This window comes from Klebsiella sp. GG_Kp175 (assembly GCF_040062325.1).
GTDB classification, from domain to species: Bacteria; Pseudomonadota; Gammaproteobacteria; order Enterobacterales; family Enterobacteriaceae; genus Klebsiella; species Klebsiella quasipneumoniae.
The window spans coordinates 25,771-47,412 of the sequence record NZ_JBEAFX010000002.1; the positions used below are offsets into that span (position 1 = coordinate 25,771).

The following is a 21,642-nucleotide window of genomic DNA, read 5'->3' on the forward strand; positions in this document are numbered from 1 at the left end:
CGGTAAAGCAATAACCGTGCCTTTAAGAAGGAGTTTGTATGCAACGTATTGTGATTATCGCCAACGGCGCCGCCTACGGCAGCGAGTCCCTGTTCAACAGCCTGCGCCTGGCCATTGCCCTGCGCGAACAGCAGTCCGACCTCGACCTCAAGCTGTTTTTGATGTCCGACGCCGTCACCGCCGGGCTGCGCGGGCAGAAGCCGGCGGAAGGCTATAATGTGCAGCAGATGCTGGAGATCCTCACCGCCCAGCAGGTTCCCGTGAAGCTGTGCAAAACCTGCGCGGACGGCCGCGGGGTCAGCGCACTGCCGTTGGTTGACGGGGTGGAGGTTGGCACTCTCGTTGAGCTGGCCCAGTGGACCCTGGCGGCAGATAAAGTGCTGACCTTCTGAATTTGGGGTGCCGAACGGCAGGAAATATTAGGTTTCGCCACCTGAAGAGGCGAAAAAAACGTTAGCTGAATGCTTTCAGGAACAACGTCATTTTTGTTTAATCTTTATCCCTTTTTTTGATCAAAATCAGCATCCCGACCCGCGCCGTTTGGTGTGATGCACAGAGCAAAGTGTGAACAATATCACGCGAGGACTGGGTGGGCAGGATGCTGTAGCAGGACAGAAACGGGGTACAAAAATGGCGATGGTAAAAGCAAGTTTGACGTTGTTTGGCGGTGACACGCTGGTGGTGCGGTGCTCAGAGCGCTGCCATATTCATCTGATGAGCGCGAAGGTCCCTGGCGACAGCCATGCGGATATTCTGAGCGTGCAGGATCGGGACAGCGCCTATCTGACGGTGCCCTACAGCGGCACCTGGAACGTGCTTATCGACAGTCACAGCCAGTCACTGGAGCACTCCATCAGCTACGTTCCGGCCTGACCGTCACTGACAGAACACCCGCCCGGCCATGCCGGGCGTTTTTCTTTTCCGCGCGCTCAGGCCAGGCCCTGCGTCGGGCTCTCGCCCAACAGCGCGCGGACGCTGGCCACCAGATCATCAAGAGTGGCGTCGTGCATCCCGAGCTTACTTAACGCCTGTTCCAGCGAAAACAGGTACTGAGCGTTGGTCCCGAGCGGCCCGCTGGCCCGGGCGATCAGCGGAGCGATGACCTGGGCGCTGGTATCCGGCTCAAACAGCGGATGACGCGGATCCATAATAAACACCAAAGCATTTACCGTTCGCCCGTCGTCCAGCTCCAGCTTGCACCAGGTGGGCAGATAGCAGCCGGTAATCATCTCCCGTTTCCACAGCAGAGTCAGCTCTTCTTCCAGCGTGTCGTCCGGCAGACGATAAGCGACGCCGGTAGTCCGGCCGCCCTCTTTCAGAGCCAGCATGCGTCCCGGCTGGCAGGCGCTTCCACGCCCGGCGGTCAACCGCAGGCAAAACGCGCGGTGCCAGCCCGGCAGCGTGCCGGTGCAGGACTCGCGATAATTGAGCGCCGGGTTCCAGATCAGCGAACCGTAGCCAAAGATCCATACTGAGCCATCATCCGGGCGGCAGGCCAGCGTCGCCGCCAGCGAGGCTGCGCGTTGTTCTGCCGACCAGAGTAGCGATTCCTCAATAGCGCCAAACGCTGTCTTACAATCCGCATTCATCAAGAAATCACGAGTTAACACTGTTTACTACCTCCGCCACTGCCCGCTTCCCGGCGTTCGTCTCATGCATCCGTCAATATTGCTGAAATATTATCCAGCTTTATCTTTCAATAAGCAATCAGCGGGGCGCTGGCAAGCGTAAAAGCGGCGTCAGCAATTATTTTTTCTTATGCCACTTATCGTCATCGCCTTTCTCGTAGCTGTTCTTCACCGCCGCCCAGGCGACTTTGTGTGCCGTCTCTTCGCGGCTGGCGTCATCGCGCCGGTCGTCTTTATCCTTATATTGATCCCAGGCGCTGTTAAACGCTTCTTTATAAATTTCCTGCGCATGGGCAGGCAGAACATGCTTAACGCTGTCGGGTAGCTCTTGTTTACTGTGATAGGGCATTATGGCCTCCTGTTTGAGCATAAAGTTTAAGTCTGGAACGCAGGCGGCAGGCTATCAAGCCCATGATGAGTTAAAAATGAATTTTAGTAATTATCTGAATATTAATAATAAAAATATAGTAATCGCAAATTATAATAAACTAATCAAGATATCTCTCGACACCCGTAAATTTAAGTAAAAATCCAGCGGCAATTTAGCAAAATCTGTTACTTTATCGCCCTGCGTTTTTATAATTATAACACCTGCATAAATGGAGATGGTTCATGACCCATGCACATGAGGCGGTAAAAACCCGCCATAAGGAGTCCTCCCTCGTCTTTCCGGTGCTAGCGCTGGCGGTGCTGTTTTTCTGGGGCAGCAGCCAGTCACTGCCAGTGGTTATCGCGATTAACATCCTCGCGCTGGTCGGTATTTTAAGCAGCGCCTTCAGCGTGGTCCGCCACGCCGACGTTCTCGCCCACCGCCTGGGCGAACCCTATGGCTCCCTGATCCTCAGCCTGTCGGTGGTTATCCTTGAGGTCAGTCTGATCTCGGCGTTAATGGCCACCGGCGACGCCGCGCCGACCCTGATGCGTGACACGCTCTACTCCATCATTATGATCGTCACCGGCGGTCTGGTCGGTTTTTCCCTGCTGCTGGGCGGGCGTAAATTCGCCACCCAATATATGAATCTGTTCGGCATTAAGCAGTATCTTATCGCCCTGTTTCCGCTGGCGATTATCGTGCTGGTGTTTCCCATGGCGCTGCCGGGCGCGAACTTTAGCACCGGGCAATCGCTGCTGGTGGCGGTGATTTCGGCGGCCATGTACGGTGTTTTCCTGCTTATTCAGACCAAAACCCATCAGAGTCTGTTTGTTTATGAGCATGAAGACGACGGCGACGATGACGACCCGCACCACGGTAAACCCTCCGCCCACAGCAGCGGGTGGCATACCGCCTGGCTGCTGGTGCACCTGGTGGCGGTTATCGCCGTCACGAAAATGAACGCCAACCCGCTGGAAACGCTGTTGACCAGCATGAACGCCCCGGTGGCCTTTACCGGCTTCCTGGTGGCCCTGCTGATCCTGTCGCCGGAAGGCCTTGGCGCGCTCAAAGCGGTGCTCAACAATCAGGTACAGCGGGCGATGAACCTGTTCTTCGGCTCCGTGCTGGCCACCATCTCACTGACGGTCCCGGTAGTCACCCTCATCGCCTTCCTGACCGGCAATGAGCTGCGCTTTGGCCTTGGCGCGCCGGAGATGGTGGTGATGGTCGCCTCTCTGGTGCTGTGCCATATCTCCTTCTCCACCGGACGCACCAATGTGCTGAACGGCGCGGCCCATCTGGCGCTTTTCGCCGCCTACCTGATGACCATTTTCGCCTGACCTCGCTTCCCCGCCCGGCGGAGTCCGGGCGAAAAAAAAGCCTGCCGGTTTTGACGCCGGCAGGCTTTTTAACTGATGAGGTCAGGCTTACTTGCTGGTATCCAGCTCGTCGAAGCTTTTCACCAGATCGTCAATCGCTTTCATCTGCTTGAGGAACGGCTCCAGTTTATCCAGCGGCAGCGCGGACGGACCGTCGCATTTCGCGTGGTCCGGATCCGGATGCGCTTCGATAAACAGACCGGCGATACCTACCGCCATACCGGCGCGGGCCAGCTCGCTCACCTGCGCACGGCGACCGCCGGAGGCAGCGCCAAACGGGTCGCGGCACTGCAGCGCGTGGGTGACGTCGAAGATAACCGGTGAATTGTTGGAGGCTTTCTTCATCACGCCGAAGCCAAGCATATCCACGACCAAGTTGTCGTAACCGAAGTTAGCGCCGCGGTCGCAGAGGATCACTTTATCGTTACCACCCTCGATGAACTTATCGACGATGTTGCCCATCTGGCCCGGGCTGACGAACTGCGGTTTCTTGACGTTGATCACCGCCCCGGTTTTGGCCATCGCTTCCACCAGGTCCGTCTGGCGCGCGAGGAAGGCGGGAAGCTGGATCACGTCCACGACGTCAGCCACCGGCTGCGCCTGGCTGGCTTCATGAACGTCGGTGATGATTTTCACGCCAAAGGTCTGCTTCAGCTCCTGGAAAATCTTCATTCCTTCTTCCAGACCCGGCCCACGATAGGAGTGGATGGAGGAACGGTTGGCTTTATCAAAGGAGGCTTTGAAGACGTAGGGGATGCCGAGCTTCTGCGTAACGGTGACGTAATGTTCGCAGATACGCATCGCCAGGTCGCGTGACTCCAGCACGTTCATCCCGCCGAACAGCACGAACGGCAGGTCGTTCGCTACGTTGATATCACCAATGCTAACCACTTTTTGTTTCATAAGTTCGCCTTATCAGGGTGTAACCGGAATGGTTCCAGACTAATGCAATGTAATTTGTTTGTGCGAAATCGTGTTGATTTGTGCGCGGATCATCTCGCTAATCGGATCCTCCGGACATTGCTCGACAAAATAGCTCAGGTCCAGCAGCGCCACGTGATCGCAATCCAGCTGGGCATATATCAGCCCGCGGTCGCGGATCTCATACGGGTCTTCCGGGTTAAACTGCAGCAGCGCTTCGCTGGCGCGCAGGGCCAGCTCCATCTGCCGCTCTTCCATCAGCGCCGACTTCAGGGTGTCCAGCAGCTTGCGGATCACCTCGGCGTTATCCGCTTCGTCGAGATCTTCATTAAACAGTTCCGCCACCGGCCCGATGTTGCCCTTCAGCCATACCTCCAGAGTATGTTCGTCGAGGGTTTCGCCATTGAACGGATTAATCAGCCACATCTCTTCGCTGGTTTCCGGGTCCGCGCGCAGCAGCATCTGGGTCGGGAAGATCACCGGCACCACCGGCAGCCCCAGACGCTGGGCGATCCACAGCAGGATCGCGCCTAACGACACCGCGCTCCCCTGACGGTTGACCAGCACTTTATCCAGCCAAAGCGCGTCGGAAAGACGATAAACGCCCTGCGAGGCGCCAAAGCCCCACTCCTCGTAAAACAGCGCCAGCAGGCGTTCTATCTGGCGTTCCTGGTCCCACGAAGGCGCAATCTCCTCCTGCGCGAGGCGCAGCAGCCGCTGCAGCTCTTCCTCGACAAAACGCGTCGGAAAATCGTCGCGAACCTGTTCAGAAATGAGGACCATGCCATCACACAATGGCGCTTTGTTAAATTCGAAATCCGCTAATGACCCCATGACCTACCCCAGTATCGGTATTCTTGTGATGGCGAGTTGAATGATGATAAACAACACCACCAGCGCCAGCAGGAACGCGATAAAGCGGCTCTGCTGGCTGCGCGGACGACGACGGCCCAGCGCGATAAAACCTAATGCGATATAAATGATAACGCCAAACAGCTTTTCAGTCAGCCATGCGCCGTCTTCTGTGAACGGCAGGTAGTGCGTTATCGCCATTAATCCCGCACCGCTGAGAAACAGCAGCGTATCGCTGCAGTGCGGCGCAATTCGCACCCACCGCTGGTTCAGCAGCGGGCTCTGGTGATACATCCACCAGTAACGTAAAACGAACAATCCTACCGACACCACCACGCTGGCGATGTGCAGATAGAGGACAGCCGTGAATAAGTTCATCAGCCAACGTTCTCCATGTCGGGTAAACGTCCGAGGGTCAGACGCTCATTGTCGCCATAGTCGCGACAGGTCGCGACGTCCAGATAGCCCGCTTCGCGGAACAGCGCGCGCACCGCTTCGCCCTGGGTCCAGCCATGCTCCAGCAGCATCCAGCCGCCGGGCTGCAGATACTGCCGCCCCTCGCGGATAATCTGCGCCAGATCGGCCAGCCCCTCATCGCCCGCCACCAGCGCCGTTAGCGGCTCAAAGCGCACATCGCCCTCGGCGAGATGCGGGTCTGCAGCGTCGATATAGGGGGGATTGCTGACGATCATGGCGAAACGCTGCCCGGCCAGCGCGGCAAACCAGTCGCTTTGCCGTATCGTCACGTTAGCGATGCCCAGATGGGCGGCATTACGCAACGCCAGCGCCACGGCGTCCGGCATGACGTCCACCGCGGTGATCTCACAGTCCGGACGCTCGCTGGCCAGCGCCAGGGCAATGGCGCCGGTCCCGGTGCCGAGGTCGAGAATACGGCACGGCGCGACGGGCAGACGCGCCAGCGCCTGCTCTACCAGACATTCGGTATCCGGGCGGGGGATCAGCGTCGCCGGGGAGACAAACAGCGGCAGCGACCAGAACTCCCGCTGCCCGACCAGATGGGCGATGGGCTCTCCGCGCTGGCGTCGCTGCAGGAGCGCCTCCAGCGTCGTCGCCTCGTCAGCGGAGAGCGTCGTTTCGCCGAAGGCCAGGATCCAGGTGCGCGCCCGGCCGGTGACGTGTCCCAGCAGGATCTCGGCGTCGCGTCGCGGACTGTCGCTCTCCGCCAGGCGGGCGATTGCCTGCTGCAGCCAGGCCTGAAAGGTCATCATTCCTGCTCGGACAGCGCCGCCAGCTGATCGGCCTGGTGTTCCTGGACAATCGGCTCAATCAGCATGTCGAGTTTGCCCTCCATCGCCTCATCCAGACGGTAAAGGGTCAGGTTGATGCGGTGGTCGGTCACGCGGCCCTGCGGGAAGTTGTAGGTACGGTTGCGATCGCTGCGGTCGCCGCTGCCCAGCAGGTTGCGGCGCGTGGAGGCTTCCGCCTGCTGACGCTTGGCTACTTCGGCGGCGCGGATCCGCGCCCCGAGCACCGACAGCGCCTTGGCTTTGTTTTTATGCTGAGAACGTTCGTCCTGACACTCCACCACGATGCCGGTGGGCAGGTGGGTAATACGGATCGCCGAGTCGGTGGTGTTAACGTGCTGCCCGCCCGCGCCGGAGGAGCGGAAGGTATCGATGCGCAGATCCGCCGGGTTGATATCCGGCATTTCCGCCTCCGGCAGCTCCGGCATCACCGCCACCGTACAGGCGGAGGTGTGGATACGCCCCTGCGACTCGGTGGCCGGCACGCGCTGCACGCGATGGCCGCCGGATTCAAATTTGAGCCGGCCGTAGACGCCGTCGCCGCTGATCTTGGCGATCACCTCTTTAAAGCCGCCGTGTTCACCTTCGTTGGCGCTGAGGATCTCCACCTGCCAGCGGCGCGATTCCGCGTAACGGGTGTACATGCGGAACAGATCGCCGGCAAACAGCGCCGCTTCGTCGCCGCCGGTCCCGGCGCGTACTTCCACGAAGGCGTTACGCTCGTCATCGGGATCTTTCGGCAGGAGCAGGACCTGCAGCTGTTGCTCCAGCTGTTCGCCTTTATCTTTGGCGTCCCGCAGCTCTTCCTGCGCCATTTCGCGCATTTCCGGATCGTCGAGCATCATCTGTGCGGTTTCAATATCCTCCTGCACCTGACGCCAGTCGGTATAGCAGCGCGCCACATCGCTCAGTTGAGCATACTCCCGCGACAGCGCGCGGAATTTATCCTGATCGGCAATCGTCGCGGCATCGCCGAGCAGCGCCTGCACTTCTTCGTGGCGCTCGTACAACGCTTCCAGTTTGGCAACAATAGAAGACTTCATAGGCGTGAATTCACCCTGTCCTGAAAATAAGAGAAAGGTGCGCTATTCCAGCCCGAGGCTGTTGCGCAGAATATGCAGGCGTTCGTCGTCCCCGTCACGGGCGGCCTGCTGAAGAGATTTGGTTGGCGCGTGGATCAGGCGGTTGGTGAGCTTACGCGCCAGATCCTGCATAATTTCCTGGGCATCGCCGCCCTGCTCCAGCGCGGCCAGCGCCTTCGCCGTCAGCTCCTCACGGACCTGCTCAGACTGCGAACGGTACTCACGAATGGTCTCGCTGGCGCTCTGCGCGCGCAGCCAGGCCATAAATTCGCTGGTCTCCTGCTCGACGATCGATTCCGCCTGCACCGCCGCGGCCTTACGCTGCGCCAGGTTATGCTGAATGATGTTTTGCAGATCGTCGACGCTATAGAGGTAGGCGTTAGCCAGTTTACCGACCTCCGGTTCGACGTCGCGCGGGACGGCGATATCCACCAGCAGCATCGGCTGGTTACGCCGCGCCTTGAGCGCGCGCTCCACCATGCCTTTGCCGATGATCGGCAGCGGACTAGCGGTGGAGCTGATAATGATGTCGGCCTCTTTCAGCCGTTCGTCGATATCGCTAAGGGCAATCACCTCGGCGCCCACTTCTTCCGCTAGCGCCTGGGCGCGTTCACGAGTGCGGTTGGCGATCACCATTTTGCGCACGTGATGTTCGCGAAGATGACGCGCCACCAGTTCGATGGTTTCACCGGCGCCGACCAGCAGCACCGTCACGCTCGACAAGGATTCAAAGATTTGCCGCGCCAGGGTACAGGCGGCGAAGGCGACGGAAACGGCGCTGGCGCCGATATCGGTTTCGGTACGCACGCGCTTAGCCACCGAGAACGATTTCTGGAACATCCGCTCCAGTTCGCTCACGTTGAGGTGGCCGCGGCTGGAATCGGCGAAGGCTTTTTTCACCTGACCGAGGATCTGCGGTTCGCCCAGCACCAGCGAATCAAGGCCGCTGGCGACGCGCATCAGATGGCTGACGGCGTCGTTATCCTGGTGCCAGTAGAGGCTTTTACGCAGGTCTTCTTCATTGAGGCCGTGGTAATTACACAGCCAGCGGATCAGCGCTTCCTGCAGGTTATCCTGCTCTTCGACGCTGAGATAGAGTTCTGTGCGGTTGCAGGTCGACAGCACCACTCCACCCTGCACCATCGGCTGAGCCAGCAAGCTCTCCAGCGCCTTATCGAGCGTTTCCGGCGAAAACGTGACGCGTTCTCGCAGGGCGACCGGAGCTGTTTTGTGATTGATGCCAAGAGCTAAAAGGGTCATTGTGAGGGAGTAGTACCAGCGTTGCTAAGGTTAGTCTGAGTGCATCATACAGGATGCGCGTAATCAATAAAAGAGAGGCTCCCCTTTTGGAGTAATAGCCAAAGCAAGACCGCCATTAAGGTTAATTTTTTGATTTCAGACAACTTGAACGTAGACGCTATCGCCCGGCGACGCTAGCATTAAGGGTTATAAATGTAACCTGCTACACAAATCGGCCCGCTGTTCCCCTGCCGCCGGATTTCACTGTAGACATCAAGGATTTGTCATCATTATGAATCGACTGTTCCGCCTGCTGCCGCTGGCCAGCCTCGTCCTGACCGCTTGTTCTGTTCATACCCCCCAGGGGCCTGGCAAAAGCCCGGATTCGCCGCAGTGGCGCCAGCACCAGCAGGCTGTTCGCAGCCTCAACCAGTTCCAGACCCGCGGGGCGTTTGCCTATCTCTCCGACGAGCAAAAAGTCTATGCCCGCTTCTTCTGGCAGCAAACCGGTCAGGACCGCTATCGCCTGCTGCTAACTAACCCGCTGGGCAGCACCGAGCTGTCGCTGACCGCCCAGCCGGGCAGCGTGCAGCTGATCGACAACAAAGGCCAGACCTATACCGCCACCGATGCCGAAGAGATGATTGGCCGCCTGACCGGGATGCCGATCCCGCTGAACAGCCTGCGCCAGTGGATCATCGGCCTGCCGGGTGACGCCACCGACTATTCGCTGGACGATCGGTACCGTCTGCGCGAACTGAACTACACGCAAAACGGCAAAACCTGGCACGTCACCTACGGCGGCTACACCACCGATACCCAGCCAGCCCTGCCGTCTAATGTCGAGCTAAACAATGGCGCCCAGCGCATCAAGCTGAAGATGGATAACTGGATCGTGAAATGATGAGCCGCTGGCCCTCACCTGCAAAATTGAATCTGTTCTTATATATCACCGGCCAGCGGGCCGATGGTTACCACACCCTGCAGACGCTGTTTCAGTTCCTCGACTATGGCGATACGCTGACCATCGAACCGCGCGCTGACGGCGAACTGCGTCTGCTGACGCCGGTGGCCGGTGTACCGGATGAAGAAAATCTGATTATTCGCGCCGCGCGTCTGTTGATGCGCGCAGCCGGCGAAAGCGGCCGCCTGCCGGCGGGCAGCGGCGCCGATATCAGTATCGATAAGCGCCTGCCGATGGGCGGCGGCCTGGGGGGCGGCTCGTCCAATGCCGCCACCGTGCTGGTGGCGCTTAACCATCTCTGGGGCTGCGGGCTTTCGGAAGATGAGCTGGCGACCCTTGGTCTGCAGCTGGGGGCCGATGTGCCGGTCTTCGTGCGCGGCCATGCCGCCTTTGCCGAGGGAGTGGGTGAAATTCTCACGCCGGTGGAGCCCGAGGAAAAATGGTACCTGGTGGCTCATCCAGGCGTCAGTATTCCGACGCCGATCATTTTTCGCGACCCGGAGCTACCACGAAATACCCCGCGCCGGTCAATTAATACGTTATTAAATTGTGAATTCAGCAACGATTGCGAGCTTATCGCAAGAAAACGTTTTCGCGAGGTTGATGCCGCGCTTTCCTGGCTGTTAGAATATGCGCCGTCACGCCTGACCGGCACAGGGGCCTGTGTGTTTGCTGAATTTAACACCGAATCCGCTGCCCGTCAGGTGCTGGACACTGCCCCGGCATGGCTAAATGGCTTTGTGGCGCGCGGAGTCAATCTTTCGCCGCTCAAGCAGGCCCTGCTCTGATTCCTGCGCTGTGATGGCGCAACGATCATGAGTCAGCCGGGGAAATTGAGTTACGGTGACAACGTCACCCTGTTCCAGACGTTGCATCGTGCTCTTTAAATACACCGACTGGATCGAATGGCGCCAGCCCGCACATTATTGGCCCATTCATCCACCACTGGACGCATGCCTGAGGTTCTTCTCGTGCCTGATATGAAGCTTTTTGCTGGTAACGCCACCCCGGAACTAGCACAACGTATTGCCAACCGCCTGTACACTTCTCTTGGCGACGCCGCTGTAGGTCGTTTTAGCGACGGCGAAGTCAGCGTACAAATCAATGAAAACGTACGCGGTGGTGATATTTTCATCATCCAGTCCACTTGTGCTCCCACCAATGACAACCTGATGGAACTGGTTGTTATGGTTGATGCTCTGCGTCGTGCTTCGGCAGGTCGTATCACCGCCGTTATCCCTTACTTCGGTTATGCTCGTCAGGACCGTCGTGTTCGTTCTGCTCGTGTGCCAATCACCGCGAAAGTGGTGGCGGATTTCCTGTCCAGCGTCGGCGTTGACCGCGTGCTGACCGTTGACCTGCACGCAGAACAGATCCAGGGCTTCTTCGATGTGCCAGTTGATAACGTGTTCGGCAGCCCAATCCTGCTGGAAGATATGCTGCAGCTGAACCTGGACAACCCGATCGTGGTTTCTCCAGACATCGGCGGCGTAGTTCGTGCTCGCGCTATCGCTAAACTGCTGAACGATACCGATATGGCCATCATCGACAAGCGTCGTCCGCGCGCCAACGTCTCCCAGGTGATGCATATCATCGGCGACGTCGCTGGTCGTGACTGCGTGATGGTCGACGATATGATCGACACCGGCGGTACCCTGTGTAAAGCGGCAGAAGCGCTGAAAGAGCGCGGCGCGAAACGCGTATTCGCTTACGCGACGCACCCAATCTTCTCCGGCAACGCAATCCAGAACATCAAAAACTCTGTGATCGATGAATTTGTCGTCTGCGATACCATTCCGCTGGCACCAGAAATTAAAGCGCTGGATAAAGTGCGTACTCTGACGCTCTCCGGTATGCTGGCTGAAGCTATTCGTCGTATCAGCAATGAAGAATCAATCTCTGCTATGTTCGAACATTAATCGAGCCGAGCACAAAAACCCGCTGCGGCGGGTTTTTTTGTCTCTGCATTTTTAATTCTTCCACAACATCATTCGGCATGCGTCAAGGCGGCAAGTGAATGAATCCCCGGGAGCGTACAGGCAGTACGTGACCGGGGTAAATGAACGCAGCCAACACAGAGGCATCCCGAAATATGACGTGGAAATGATCAATGCCTCCTTCACCTGCCATTTAGTTGACAGATGATGCGCTCATGGATGAAACATTATTGTGAACAGATTATTTTCCTCACATGTGATGCCTTTCCGCGCCCTCATCGACGCTTGTTGGAAAGAACAGTACACCACCGCCCGCTTCACGCGTGACCTGATCGCAGGGATCACCGTCGGGATCATTGCGATTCCGCTGGCGATGGCGCTGGCGATTGGCAGCGGTGTGCCGCCGCAGTACGGCCTCTATACCTCAGCGGTGGCAGGGATTGTGATCGCCTTAACCGGCGGGTCGCGCTTTAGCGTTTCCGGCCCGACCGCCGCCTTTGTGGTGATCCTCTATCCGGTTTCCCAGCAGTTCGGCCTGGCGGGGCTGCTGGTGGCGACGCTGATGTCGGGGATCTTTTTAATTCTTTTCGGCCTGGCGCGCTTTGGCCGCCTGATCGAATATATCCCGCTGTCGGTCACCCTCGGCTTCACCTCCGGGATCGGTATCACTATCGGTACCATGCAGATTAAGGATTTTCTCGGCCTGCAGATGCCCCATGTGCCGGAGCATTATCTGCAGAAAGTGGCAGCGCTGGCCATGGCCCTGCCGACCATTAACGTCGGGGACGCCGCCATCGGCGTCGTCACCCTCGGCACCCTGATCTTCTGGCCGCGGCTGGGTATCCGTCTGCCGGGCCACCTCCCCGCGCTGCTGGCCGGCTGCGCGGTGATGCTGGTGGTCAACTTGCTGGGCGGCGATGTGGCGACGATCGGCTCGCAGTTTCACTATCAGCTGGCGGACGGCACTCAGGGCAACGGCATTCCGCAGCTGCTGCCGCAGCTGGTGCTGCCCTGGGATATGCCGGGCTCCAGCTTTACCCTGAGCTGGGCTTCGCTGCAGGCGCTGCTGCCTGCCGCCTTCTCCATGGCGATGCTCGGCGCGATTGAATCTCTGCTGTGCGCGGTGGTGCTCGACGGTATGACCGGTACCAAGCATAAAGCCAACAGCGAGCTGATTGGCCAGGGGCTAGGCAACATCGTTGCGCCGTTCTTCGGCGGGATCACCGCCACCGCGGCGATTGCCCGCTCGGCGGCGAACGTGCGCGCCGGCGCCACATCGCCGGTTGCCGCCGTGATCCACGCCCTGCTGGTGATCATGGCGCTGCTGATCCTCGCCCCGCTGCTCTCCTGGCTGCCGCTGTCGGCGATGGCCGCCCTGCTGCTGATGGTGGCATGGAACATGAGTGAGGCGCATAAAGTCATCAATCTGCTGCGCCACGCGCCGAAGGACGACATCGTGGTGATGCTGATGTGCATGTCGCTGACGGTGCTGTTTGATATGGTGATCGCCATCAGCGTCGGGATCGTGCTGGCTTCGCTGTTGTTTATGCGCCGTATCGCGCGCATGACGCATCTGGCGCCGGTCAACGTCGAAGTGCCAGACAATGTGCTGGTGCTGAGGGTGATCGGTCCGCTATTCTTTGCCGCCGCCGAAGGTTTATTCAACGATCTGGAGACCCGGATCGCCGGCAAGCGCATCGTGGTGCTGAAGTGGGACGCCGTGCCGGTTCTCGACGCCGGCGGTCTGGATGCCTTCCAGCGCTTTGTGAACAAGCTGCCGGAAGGCTGTGAATTGCGCGTATCTAACCTCGAGTTTCAGCCGCTACGCACGTTAGCGCGCGCCGGCGTCAAGCCGCTGCCAGGCCGCCTGAGCTTCTACCCCGATCGTCAGGCCGCGCTGGCTGACCTGTGATCACCCGGCGGCAGGCCCCTGCGCCTGCCGCATCAACGCCCCCGTCGCCTGTTGTAGCCAGCTCAGCACCGCCGGCGTCATCCAGGTGCCCTTCATCAAATGCGGCTCCTGCTCCATTGCCCGACGAAACTTCTGCAACGTCTGCGGCCGGGTACCGGCGTAGGACTGAAACAGCTCAAGCCACGCCCGGGCCAGCGCCTGACCCGACGCTGAATCCGGCGCTATACCCTCCCGACATGCCTGATGCAGCTTCGCCACCAGCGCTGGCCACTCCTGTAGCCGGTCGAAATAGTGCTGGCGGGTGAACGCCATCTCTTCATCGTCGAGATACCGCGCCCAGATGGCCAGTTTGCTTTCGGCAAAGGCCTCGGTGATAAAGGCGATGATGGCCGGCGTGACGCCGGTCTGTTCAACCATTTGCGGCTCGGCGGCATGCATCGCGTTCAGGCGGGTCAGAAACTCCGGGCGCCCTGCTGTATCCTGCTCCAGGCGCTCCATCCAGCGCGTCGCCAGACTCATCGCCTGCGGACTGTCCGTCGGGCAGCCGCTCGCCATCAGCGTCTGCACCTCCTCCGTTAGCTCGCGCCACGCTTGGGCGCGCTGTTCATCCTGTGCCGCAAACGGCAGCGCGGCTAACTCCTGTTGACTAAACCAACGATCGTACATTTTCATTAACTCCAGCGTCTGTAGCCAGGACTCCAGATCGGGTTCATTGCCGCTCGCCAGCGCCTCGCGCAGCGCCAACAGCCGGTCGCGCAGCCTGGCGACATCACGCAGTTGGTCATTCAGCGTCTCTATCTGCTGCGTCAGCAGCTCAGGCAGCGACAGCGTTTGCCGATCGAGATAGTCCTTGATGGTGGCGAGCGTCAGCCCGGTCTGCGCCAGCGCCTTTATCATATGCAGGCGCTGAACCGCTGACAGGTTATAGAGCCGATAGCCCGCCTCGCTTCTGGCCGAAGGCGTTAACAGCCCCGTCTGTTCATAATGATGCAGCGTACGCACCGTCAGTCCGGCGCGCTTCGCCAGCTCTCCCACCTGAATTAACATGACTGCTCCTCTCTGTGGCCAGGTCCGCTACTCTGCTGCCTGACGTAACGTCAGGGTCAAGCATAAAACGCGCTTAATATTCACTTTTGGCGGCAACCATAGCATCACGAAGCTCAGGTCGGAATGGGGGTCGTCATATGGCGGGAAAAAGAAGAAGCGATAACGAGAGTCAGAGAAAAACGCATCGGCCGCGGAAGGCCGATGCGGAAAATGCGGTTGCGGTTAGCTGTGACGATGCTGGTTACGACGGCAGCGTTTATCGTAGTGGCGCACCCACCAGTAGCGGTCGCTGACCTGCTCGTGGCCGCCAATACGGGCTCCGGCCAGCCAGAGCACAGCACCGACGAAGATGCTTAAGATAGCGCCATGCGCAAAGAATTGTGGCAGGTTAAGCTGCGGAAGCTGGTTCAGAATGGAGTAACCCACCCCCACAACCATCACCACCAACCCTAACCCCATGAGTACGTTACCGAGTAACGAAGCGTTTTTGCGTTTCATGTGTCACCTCCGGACTTTGGGTTGCCAGGGAATGTCCCCAAATCTTATAGGTGTAGTATAGACAAGGTCTCTTCTGCGGAGTGCGCCCACGATCACATTAGTGAACAGCGAATAGACAAAAATTTACAAATAAGTCTATGAACCATATCAAATTCTAATGATTTAGTGAGTAAATCATCAATGCCGGTATTGTCTTATAGCCAGAATTTTGTCAAGCGCGCCCGCAGACAGTACACTACGCGGCAGAGAATGCCCCATGCAGGATAGAAAACGTGACCATTAAACTGATTGTCGGCCTGGCCAACCCCGGTGCGGAATATGCCGCCACCCGGCACAACGCTGGCGCCTGGTATGTGGATTTACTGGCGGATCGCCATCGCGCGCCGCTGCGCGAAGAGAGCAAATTCTTCGGCTACACCTCGCGCATCAACCTGGCGGGCGAGGATGTTCGCCTGCTGGTGCCCACCACCTTTATGAACCTTAGCGGTAAAGCCGTGGCCGCGATGGCAACCTTTTATCGCATCAACCCGGACGAAATTCTGGTTGCCCATGATGAGCTGGATTTGCCGCCGGGCGTGGCGAAATTTAAGCTTGGCGGCGGCCATGGCGGCCACAACGGCCTGAAGGACATCATCAGCAAGCTCGGCAATAACCCGAACTTTCACCGCTTACGCGTCGGGATCGGCCATCCGGGCGATAAAAACAAGGTTGTCGGCTTTGTGCTCGGCAAACCGCCGGCCAGCGAGCAGAAACTGATTGATGATGCCGTCGACGAAGCGGCGCGCTGTACGGAAATCTGGTTAAAGGATGGTCTCACCAAAGCGACCAACCGTTTACACGCCTTTAAGGCGCAATAAGCCGTTGTCGTGCGGCATTTTTGCCGCGCACCGTGTATAATAGGCAAAGCTATTCAATTTTCTGCAATCTGTTCCTTGTAACAGATTGATTATCCAAAGATTAAGGTGATTTAAATCATGGGATTCAAATGCGGTATCGTCGGTTTGCCCAACGTCGGCAAATCCACCCTGTTCAATGCGCTCACCAAAGCGGGTATTGAAGCGGCCAACTTCCCCTTCTGTACCATTGAGCCGAACACCGGTGTCGTACCGATGCCCGATCCGCGTCTGGACAAGCTGGCTGAAATCGTCAAACCGCAGCGTATCCTGCCGACCACCATGGAGTTCGTTGATATCGCGGGCCTGGTTAAAGGCGCGTCCAAAGGCGAAGGTCTCGGCAACCAGTTTCTGACCAACATCCGCGAAACCGAAGCTATCGGTCACGTGGTTCGCTGCTTCGAAAACGACAATATCATTCACGTCGCGGGGAAAGTGAACCCGGCGGAAGATATCGACGTTATCAACACCGAACTGGCGCTGTCTGACCTTGATACCTGCGAACGCGCGATTCACCGCGTCTCCAAAAAAGCCAAAGGCGGCGATAAAGACGCGAAAGTTGAGCTGGCCGCGCTGGAGAAATGCCTGCCGCAGCTGGAAAACGCCGGTATGCTGCGCGCGCTGGATCTGACCAAAGAAGAGAAAGACGCCATCCGCTATCTGAGCTTCCTGACCCTGAAGCCGACCATGTACATCGCGAACGTCAATGAAGACGGTTTCGAGAACAACCCGTACCTCGATCAGGTTCGCGCCATCGCCGAGCAGGAAGGGTCTGTGGTGGTGCCGGTGTGCGCCGCGGTTGAAGCGGACATCGCCGAGCTGGACGATGAAGAACGTGACGAGTTTATGGCTGAGCTGGGCCTCGAAGAGCCGGGTCTGAACCGCGTGATCCGCGCTGGTTACGCCCTGCTGAACCTGCAGACCTACTTCACCGCTGGGGTGAAAGAAGTGCGCGCATGGACCATCCCGGTAGGGGCGACTGCGCCGCAGGCAGCCGGTAAGATCCACACCGACTTCGAGAAAGGCTTTATCCGCGCGCAGACCATCGCTTATGAAGACTTTATCGCCTACAAAGGCGAACAGGGCGCGAAAGAAGCCGGTAAAATGCGCGCTGAAGGTAAAGATTACATCGTCAAAGATGGCGATGTGATGAACTTCCTGTTCAACGTCTGATCCCGCTGGCTGGCATTTCTGCCGCCATCGAGTAATAAAAAATCCACGCTCCGGCGTGGATTTTTTTTCGTGCGCCAGACGGCGCGCTACTCCACGATATGGGTCTCTTCTGCCGCTTCGTAGCCATCAACGATCTGCACAATCTTTTTTAACTCGTCCTCAATAAAAGCCGGGGTGGCGCTTTCCCCTGAGGCCGGGTGATGAAGCTCCACCGAGATGCCGCTGGCAGCATTGGTCAGCGACAGGCTAATCTCCTGCGGATCCGCCGCAGACGAGGGTCGCCCGATATGCTGCGCGATGGTCGCCGCCGCCGCGCGCGTATCGACTTCCGCGAGATGCCCCCACCTCATTTCAACATGCCCCTGCTGCCCTGCCTTTATCACCTGCAGCGTATAACCGCTTTTTGCCATTGCCATGTCTTATCCTCCGGTTTCATTGCCCGGGCGACACATTCTCAGCCCGGTTTTATCAGCAAAGTTCGAACACTTCCGCCTTACCGTTAATGACTCTTTTCCACATAGGTCTGCATATTTTCTTTGGTCACTAACTCAAACGGGATCCAGACATGGGACTCGACTTTTTCTCCTTTAGTCAGCTTCAGCGCCACCGCTAAGGCCGTTTTGCCCTGACCAACGGCATCCTGGAAGACTGTTACCTGGATCTTATCGCTGGCCAACGCTTTTAGCCCATCCGGCGTGGCGTCGATCCCGCCGATCAGCAACTTCTTCTGGCTCTTCTCCAGCGCCATCGCCGCGCCAATCGCCATCTCATCGTTGTTCGCCGCCACAATATCAATCTCTTCCCCGTTACCTGCCCAGTTCTGCATCAGATCCATTCCCTCGCTGCGGGAATAGTTGGCCGGCTGTTTCTGCACCACTTTCATCGCCGGGTATTTGGCCACCACCTGCTCTACGTCTTTGGTGCGCTGCAGCGCGCCGGCATCGGTGAGATTGCCGATCATGATGGCGACGTTGCCTTTGTAGTTTGCCAGCTTCGCCAGCGCTTCCATCTGTAATGTACCGGACTCCCGCTCGTCCGATCCGACAAACACCACGCCAGGCGGTAACGTTTTATCCCCCGGCGTCCGGTTCACATACACCAGCGGCATTCTGGCCTGCTGCGCCATCTTCGTCAGCTGCGGGGTGCTGGCGGAGTCCACGGGGTCCACGATGATGGCGTCCACGCCGGAGGCGATGAAGCTCTGCACCTGATCGGCCTGGCGTCCGGTGTCGCCGCGGGCGTCTTCGAACTGCACATCGACGTGACGGGCTTGAGCTTCTTTCTCAATGGACTGACGGATAATGGTGAGAAAGTTTTGATCGAAGTAAGCCATCGAGACGCCGATCTTCTCCGCTAACGCCGAAGCGGAACTGGCCAGAAGGCCTACTAACAGGATGATTTTACAGTGCTTCATAGCATGCCCTCAGAGGTCGAAATAAAATTTTCAATATAAACACAAACGGTATATTTAAATCATTTTCAGACTACGAAGGGCGTTCGGTTCTTGCAATCATGATGTAAAGAAAATGTTGCCATGCGCACATTTTATTTCACCGCCTCACTCATCAAGGCCTCACCGGTTTCGGGGAGCTCAACGGGCGGCGAGGCCGGCTCGCGCAATTGCTCTTCCAGCGGAACGGCGCGGTTAAGCGACTGCATGATGGCAAACACCGCCGTTTTCAGTTCGCTCACCGTCAGGTGCTTCCCCTTCTGCTCGTCGAGGGCATTGAGCTGACCGGCGAGCCGTTGCAGCTGCCGCATGCCCTCCGCCCAGCCGGTGAGGTGTTCCGCGGGCAAGCTGCTCGGCATACGGCCAGTTAATATTCGGCCGCGCCGGGTGGTTGAGCTTGTTCATTTCTGCACGCAGCGCAATAAAGTCGGCCAGGGTGCGCGGGTCGCCATTGGTTTAATAGCGGAGGTCTGTATGTGTAGTCATCATGATGTCTGTCAGCGCGAGGATTAGCGGGCGGAGCGAGCGTCAAGGTACTGCTGGCGGTTGAGGTGGCGGATCAACACCCGGCCATTGCCAGGCGCTACATTACCCCGTATTTTGGGTTTCCGCTGTGGGCGGATGAAGTCACGATCGCGAGAGGAACAATGAAACCGTTATTTGTCTATGGGACGCTCTGTCCCGGTCGCAGCAATGCGCATATTCTGGAGACGATCGGGGGCGAGTGGCGTCCGGGCTACGTCACTGGCACCTTTTACGCGCGCGGCTGGGGCGCTGCCGCTGATTTTCCGGGGATCGTCCTCGACGCCAACGGCCCGCGGGTCAACGGCTATCTGTTCCTGTCCGACCGGCTGGCGGCACACTGGCCCATGCTGGACGAGTTTGAGGAGGGGTACGATCGGGTGTCGGTTGAGGTGACCACCGACGATGGACAGCAGGTCAGCGCCTGGATTTATCAGCTCCAGCCCCGGGAGTAATCCCCCGCCAGTCTCGCGCTACTGGCCACAGCGGCCCAGCACGTCCGCGGGTCTGGCGTCGTTTCCGCCAATGCAGGTATACTGGCCAGATGTTTCCTAAGCTTCAGATACGCAAATGACAAAACTTACCTTACAAGAGCAGATGCTCAAAGCCGGCCTGGTCAGCAGCAAAAAAATGGCCAAAGTCCAGAGAACGGCGAAAAAATCCCGCGTGCAGGCCCGTGAGGCCCGGGAAGCGGTGGAAGAGAATAAAAAAGCCCAGCTGGAGCGCGATAAGCAGCTCAGCGAGCAGCAAAAGCAGGCGGTGCTGGCGAAAGAGTATAAAGCCCAGGTCAAGCAGCTGATTGAGATGAACCGCATTACGGTCGCCCGGGGCGATATCGGCTTTAACTTTACCGATAATAATCTGATCAAAAAAATCATGGTCGACAAGACCACCCAAACCCAGCTGATTAACGGTCGCCTGGCGATTGCCCGCCTGGCGGTGGATAACAAACCTGAAGGGGAGTATGCGATTATTCCGGCGGTCGTGGCAGAGAAAATTGCCCAGCGCGATGCCAGCTGCATCGTGTTGCACAGCGCCCTGAGTCAGGATGAACAGGATGAAGACGATCCGTACGCCGACTTTAAGGTGCCCGACGACCTGATGTGGTGATCGCGGGCTTCCGGCGGCAGGCGATCAGAACGAGCTTGCCTGCTGGATATGCATCGGCTCGCGGCTGACGGGATGGACAAAGCGCAGCTCGCTGGCGTGCAGCATCAGCCGCGGAGCCTGTTCCGTGCCCGGCAATTCCCGGCCGCCATACAGATCGCAGCCAAGGATCGGATAGCCCAGCAGCTGACAGTGGATCCGCAGCTGATGGGTGCGCCCGATCTCCGGGGTAAGCGCCACCCTCGTCAGCGCCAGCGCCCTCTCCCCTTCCCGCGTCTGGTACAGGCGGTCAATGACCCGGTAGCGCGAACGCGCCGGTTTGCCGTGCCGGACACTGATCGACATGCGCGGAAAACGGGCCGGGTCTTTGGCGATCGCCGCCTCCACGACCCCCTCGTCTTCCGGCAGATGGCCGCACAGCAGCGCCGTATAGACCTTACCCACCGTGCGCTGGCTGAACTGTTGGCACAGCGCAGCGTTAATCCCCTTGTTGCGGGCGACCACCATCAGACCGGAAGTGCCGAAGTCAAGGCGGTGTACCAGGGTACAGCCCGGAAAGCGCTGGACCAGTCGATGATGGACAGAGTCGAGGTTGCGCGGATCTTTGCCTGACAGGCTCAGCAGCCCGGCCGGTTTATTGATTAGCAGCAGGTGTTCATCCTGATACAAGAGGGTGATCTGGTCGCGGCACGGCGGCGCGACAAAGGTATCGATAATGGTGGACATCAGGCGGCCCGAAGAAGGAGTGGCCGGCGATAGTACCCCATTTTGTCCGCCGGTACGACGCTGGCGCACGATCCGCCCTCGCGGCGGTGTCATTTATCACCCACACTTATCGTAAAGGCATGGTCTGCGCAGGCAATGTGCTTTACACTGCGCGCTGCAAAATTTGAGTTAACCAACGAGTAAGAACGGTAATGGCGATGAACGGAACAATCACAACGTGGTTTAAAGATAAAGGTTTTGGATTTATCAAAGATGAAAACGGCGAAAACCGGTATTTTCATGTGATTAAGGTCGCCAATCCCGATCTCATCAAGAAAGACGCGGCGGTGACTTTCGAACCAACCACCAACAATAAAGGGCTGTCGGCCTACGCGGTCAAGGTCATTCCGGAGAGCAAATATATCTATATCGCCGGCGAGCGGCTGAAGCTGACCTCCATCAAGTCCTATGTGGTTTACCGGGAAGAAGAGCCGGTCGAGACCCGCGTGGATAAAGAAAACGCGGTGCTGTCGGTCGGGCTGCTGATGAACAGCATCCGGCCAAAATCCACGGTGCAGCCGGGAGAGATGCGCTCGGTGAAAAAGCTGGCGATCACCACCTTTCAGGGGACAACCCTGATCTTCTCGGAAGACGAAATCGATATCGATGCCACGGTAAAACTGCTCAAGGTTTGA

25 protein-coding genes and 1 pseudogene are annotated in these 21,642 nt (G+C 58.2%); 12 read left to right on the forward strand and 14 right to left on the reverse strand.

Features of this window, described 5'->3' with window-relative positions:
* Positions 1 to 38 precede the first annotated feature (38 nt).
* Together ABLU73_RS03285 and ABLU73_RS03290 are read left to right on the forward strand one after the other, a co-directional pair.
* Entirely contained in the window at positions 39 to 392 is a 354-nt protein-coding gene (locus ABLU73_RS03285) for a DsrE/DsrF/TusD sulfur relay family protein (RefSeq protein ID WP_002910380.1), read from the forward strand.
* 238 nt (positions 393 to 630) lie between these two features.
* The gene (locus tag ABLU73_RS03290) at positions 631 to 873 is read left to right on the forward strand and encodes a DUF1883 domain-containing protein (RefSeq protein ID WP_002910387.1); all 243 of its coding nucleotides are present in this window, start codon (positions 631 to 633) and stop codon (positions 871 to 873) included.
* 56 nt (positions 874 to 929) lie between these two features.
* Here the strand turns inward: ABLU73_RS03290 and ABLU73_RS03295 are convergent, their stop codons facing one another.
* Both ABLU73_RS03295 and chaB read right to left on the reverse strand, forming a co-directional pair.
* On the reverse strand, positions 930 to 1,610 hold the full coding sequence (locus tag ABLU73_RS03295) for a gamma-glutamylcyclotransferase (RefSeq protein ID WP_049092103.1): 681 nt from the start codon (positions 1,608 to 1,610) through the stop codon (positions 930 to 932).
* Between the two features lie 136 nt (positions 1,611 to 1,746).
* On the reverse strand, positions 1,747 to 1,977 hold the full coding sequence (gene chaB / locus ABLU73_RS03300; protein ID WP_004203206.1) for a putative cation transport regulator ChaB: 231 nt from the start codon (positions 1,975 to 1,977) through the stop codon (positions 1,747 to 1,749).
* Between the two features lie 263 nt (positions 1,978 to 2,240).
* Between chaB and chaA the strand changes: the two genes are divergently transcribed.
* Complete coding sequence (gene chaA, locus ABLU73_RS03305; protein WP_004203207.1) at positions 2,241 to 3,341, forward strand: sodium-potassium/proton antiporter ChaA; 1,101 nt, start codon at positions 2,241 to 2,243, stop codon at positions 3,339 to 3,341.
* Positions 3,342 to 3,428: 87 nt separating this feature from the next.
* On the opposite strand, the gene kdsA is transcribed toward chaA, so the two are convergent.
* Genes kdsA through hemA form a run of 6 tightly spaced genes read right to left on the reverse strand, consistent with a single transcriptional unit; the run spans position 3,429 to position 8,760 of the window.
* The gene (gene kdsA / locus ABLU73_RS03310) at positions 3,429 to 4,283 is read right to left on the reverse strand and encodes a 3-deoxy-8-phosphooctulonate synthase (RefSeq protein WP_002910393.1); all 855 of its coding nucleotides are present in this window, start codon (positions 4,281 to 4,283) and stop codon (positions 3,429 to 3,431) included.
* A 39-nt stretch (positions 4,284 to 4,322) separates the two neighbouring features.
* The gene (gene sirB1, locus ABLU73_RS03315; RefSeq protein WP_017899847.1) at positions 4,323 to 5,135 is read right to left on the reverse strand and encodes an invasion regulator SirB1; all 813 of its coding nucleotides are present in this window, start codon (positions 5,133 to 5,135) and stop codon (positions 4,323 to 4,325) included.
* Between the two features lie 3 nt (positions 5,136 to 5,138).
* On the reverse strand, positions 5,139 to 5,531 hold the full coding sequence (gene sirB2 / locus ABLU73_RS03320; RefSeq protein WP_008804389.1) for an invasion regulator SirB2: 393 nt from the start codon (positions 5,529 to 5,531) through the stop codon (positions 5,139 to 5,141).
* Positions 5,531 to 6,379: a peptide chain release factor N(5)-glutamine methyltransferase gene (gene prmC / locus ABLU73_RS03325; protein WP_017899848.1), complete on the reverse strand. Its 849-nt coding sequence runs from the start codon at positions 6,377 to 6,379 to the stop codon at positions 5,531 to 5,533. Before prmC ends, sirB2 begins: the two co-directional genes overlap by 1 nt.
* Positions 6,379 to 7,461, reverse strand: a complete 1,083-nt coding sequence (gene prfA / locus ABLU73_RS03330) for a peptide chain release factor 1 (protein WP_004203214.1) — start codon at positions 7,459 to 7,461, stop codon at positions 6,379 to 6,381. The genes prmC and prfA overlap by 1 nt, the downstream gene beginning before the upstream one ends.
* Positions 7,462 to 7,503: 42 nt before the next feature.
* Positions 7,504 to 8,760: a glutamyl-tRNA reductase gene (gene hemA / locus ABLU73_RS03335; RefSeq protein ID WP_002910404.1), complete on the reverse strand. Its 1,257-nt coding sequence runs from the start codon at positions 8,758 to 8,760 to the stop codon at positions 7,504 to 7,506.
* A gap of 271 nt (positions 8,761 to 9,031) precedes the next feature.
* Between hemA and lolB the strand changes: the two genes are divergently transcribed.
* From lolB to dauA, 4 genes are all read left to right on the forward strand, one after another.
* Positions 9,032 to 9,643, forward strand: a complete 612-nt coding sequence (lolB, locus tag ABLU73_RS03340) for a lipoprotein insertase outer membrane protein LolB (protein WP_004203216.1) — start codon at positions 9,032 to 9,034, stop codon at positions 9,641 to 9,643.
* Positions 9,643 to 10,491 (forward strand): 4-(cytidine 5'-diphospho)-2-C-methyl-D-erythritol kinase, encoded by an 849-nt coding sequence (ispE, locus tag ABLU73_RS03345; RefSeq protein WP_072140567.1) that lies wholly within the window; start codon positions 9,643 to 9,645, stop codon positions 10,489 to 10,491. Before lolB ends, ispE begins: the two co-directional genes overlap by 1 nt.
* 183 nt (positions 10,492 to 10,674) lie before the next feature.
* Positions 10,675 to 11,622 carry a ribose-phosphate diphosphokinase gene (gene prs, locus ABLU73_RS03350; protein ID WP_002910407.1) on the forward strand — a complete coding sequence of 316 codons (948 nt, stop codon included), beginning with the start codon at positions 10,675 to 10,677 and terminating at the stop codon, positions 11,620 to 11,622.
* Positions 11,623 to 11,872: 250 nt separating this feature from the next.
* Positions 11,873 to 13,552, forward strand: coding sequence for a C4-dicarboxylic acid transporter DauA (dauA, locus tag ABLU73_RS03355; protein WP_264924614.1), 1,680 nt, complete (start codon positions 11,873 to 11,875; stop codon positions 13,550 to 13,552).
* Here the strand turns inward: dauA and ABLU73_RS03360 are convergent, their stop codons facing one another.
* The gene (locus tag ABLU73_RS03360) at positions 13,553 to 14,599 is read right to left on the reverse strand and encodes a MerR family transcriptional regulator (RefSeq protein ID WP_023318571.1); all 1,047 of its coding nucleotides are present in this window, start codon (positions 14,597 to 14,599) and stop codon (positions 13,553 to 13,555) included. It abuts the gene before it with no gap.
* 222 nt (positions 14,600 to 14,821) lie between these two features.
* On the reverse strand, positions 14,822 to 15,097 hold the full coding sequence (gene ychH, locus ABLU73_RS03365) for a stress-induced protein YchH (protein ID WP_002910437.1): 276 nt from the start codon (positions 15,095 to 15,097) through the stop codon (positions 14,822 to 14,824).
* Between the two features lie 272 nt (positions 15,098 to 15,369).
* Here ychH and pth point away from each other — a divergent pair, with 272 nt between their 5' ends.
* A complete protein-coding gene (pth, locus tag ABLU73_RS03370; protein ID WP_004180389.1) occupies positions 15,370 to 15,954 on the forward strand; it encodes an aminoacyl-tRNA hydrolase in 585 nt (194 codons plus the stop codon).
* A gap of 117 nt (positions 15,955 to 16,071) precedes the next feature.
* Positions 16,072 to 17,163: a redox-regulated ATPase YchF gene (gene ychF / locus ABLU73_RS03375; protein WP_004203224.1), complete on the forward strand. Its 1,092-nt coding sequence runs from the start codon at positions 16,072 to 16,074 to the stop codon at positions 17,161 to 17,163.
* An 86-nt stretch (positions 17,164 to 17,249) separates the two neighbouring features.
* Here ychF and ABLU73_RS03380 read toward each other — a convergent pair whose 3' ends face one another.
* From ABLU73_RS03380 to ABLU73_RS03390, 3 genes and pseudogenes are all read right to left on the reverse strand, one after another.
* Complete coding sequence (locus ABLU73_RS03380) at positions 17,250 to 17,579, reverse strand: DUF1869 domain-containing protein (protein ID WP_004203225.1); 330 nt, start codon at positions 17,577 to 17,579, stop codon at positions 17,250 to 17,252.
* An 83-nt stretch (positions 17,580 to 17,662) separates the two neighbouring features.
* Positions 17,663 to 18,577 carry a sugar ABC transporter substrate-binding protein gene (locus ABLU73_RS03385; RefSeq protein WP_117124394.1) on the reverse strand — a complete coding sequence of 305 codons (915 nt, stop codon included), beginning with the start codon at positions 18,575 to 18,577 and terminating at the stop codon, positions 17,663 to 17,665.
* Between the two features lie 131 nt (positions 18,578 to 18,708).
* Positions 18,709 to 18,963 (reverse strand): annotated as a pseudogene (locus ABLU73_RS03390) (VasL domain-containing protein); the annotation flags it as partial.
* Between the two features lie 297 nt (positions 18,964 to 19,260).
* On the opposite strand from ABLU73_RS03390, the gene ABLU73_RS03395 reads away from it, so the two are divergent.
* Together ABLU73_RS03395 and ABLU73_RS03400 are read left to right on the forward strand one after the other, a co-directional pair.
* On the forward strand, positions 19,261 to 19,590 hold the full coding sequence (locus ABLU73_RS03395; RefSeq protein WP_004203231.1) for a gamma-glutamylcyclotransferase family protein: 330 nt from the start codon (positions 19,261 to 19,263) through the stop codon (positions 19,588 to 19,590).
* Positions 19,591 to 19,705: 115 nt separating this feature from the next.
* Entirely contained in the window at positions 19,706 to 20,245 is a 540-nt protein-coding gene (locus tag ABLU73_RS03400; protein ID WP_194417779.1) for a DUF2058 domain-containing protein, read from the forward strand.
* Between the two features lie 24 nt (positions 20,246 to 20,269).
* Here the strand turns inward: ABLU73_RS03400 and ABLU73_RS03405 are convergent, their stop codons facing one another.
* Entirely contained in the window at positions 20,270 to 20,968 is a 699-nt protein-coding gene (locus ABLU73_RS03405; protein ID WP_194417895.1) for an RluA family pseudouridine synthase, read from the reverse strand.
* A gap of 191 nt (positions 20,969 to 21,159) precedes the next feature.
* Between ABLU73_RS03405 and ABLU73_RS03410 the strand changes: the two genes are divergently transcribed.
* Positions 21,160 to 21,642: a cold shock domain-containing protein gene (locus ABLU73_RS03410; RefSeq protein ID WP_004203243.1), complete on the forward strand. Its 483-nt coding sequence runs from the start codon at positions 21,160 to 21,162 to the stop codon at positions 21,640 to 21,642.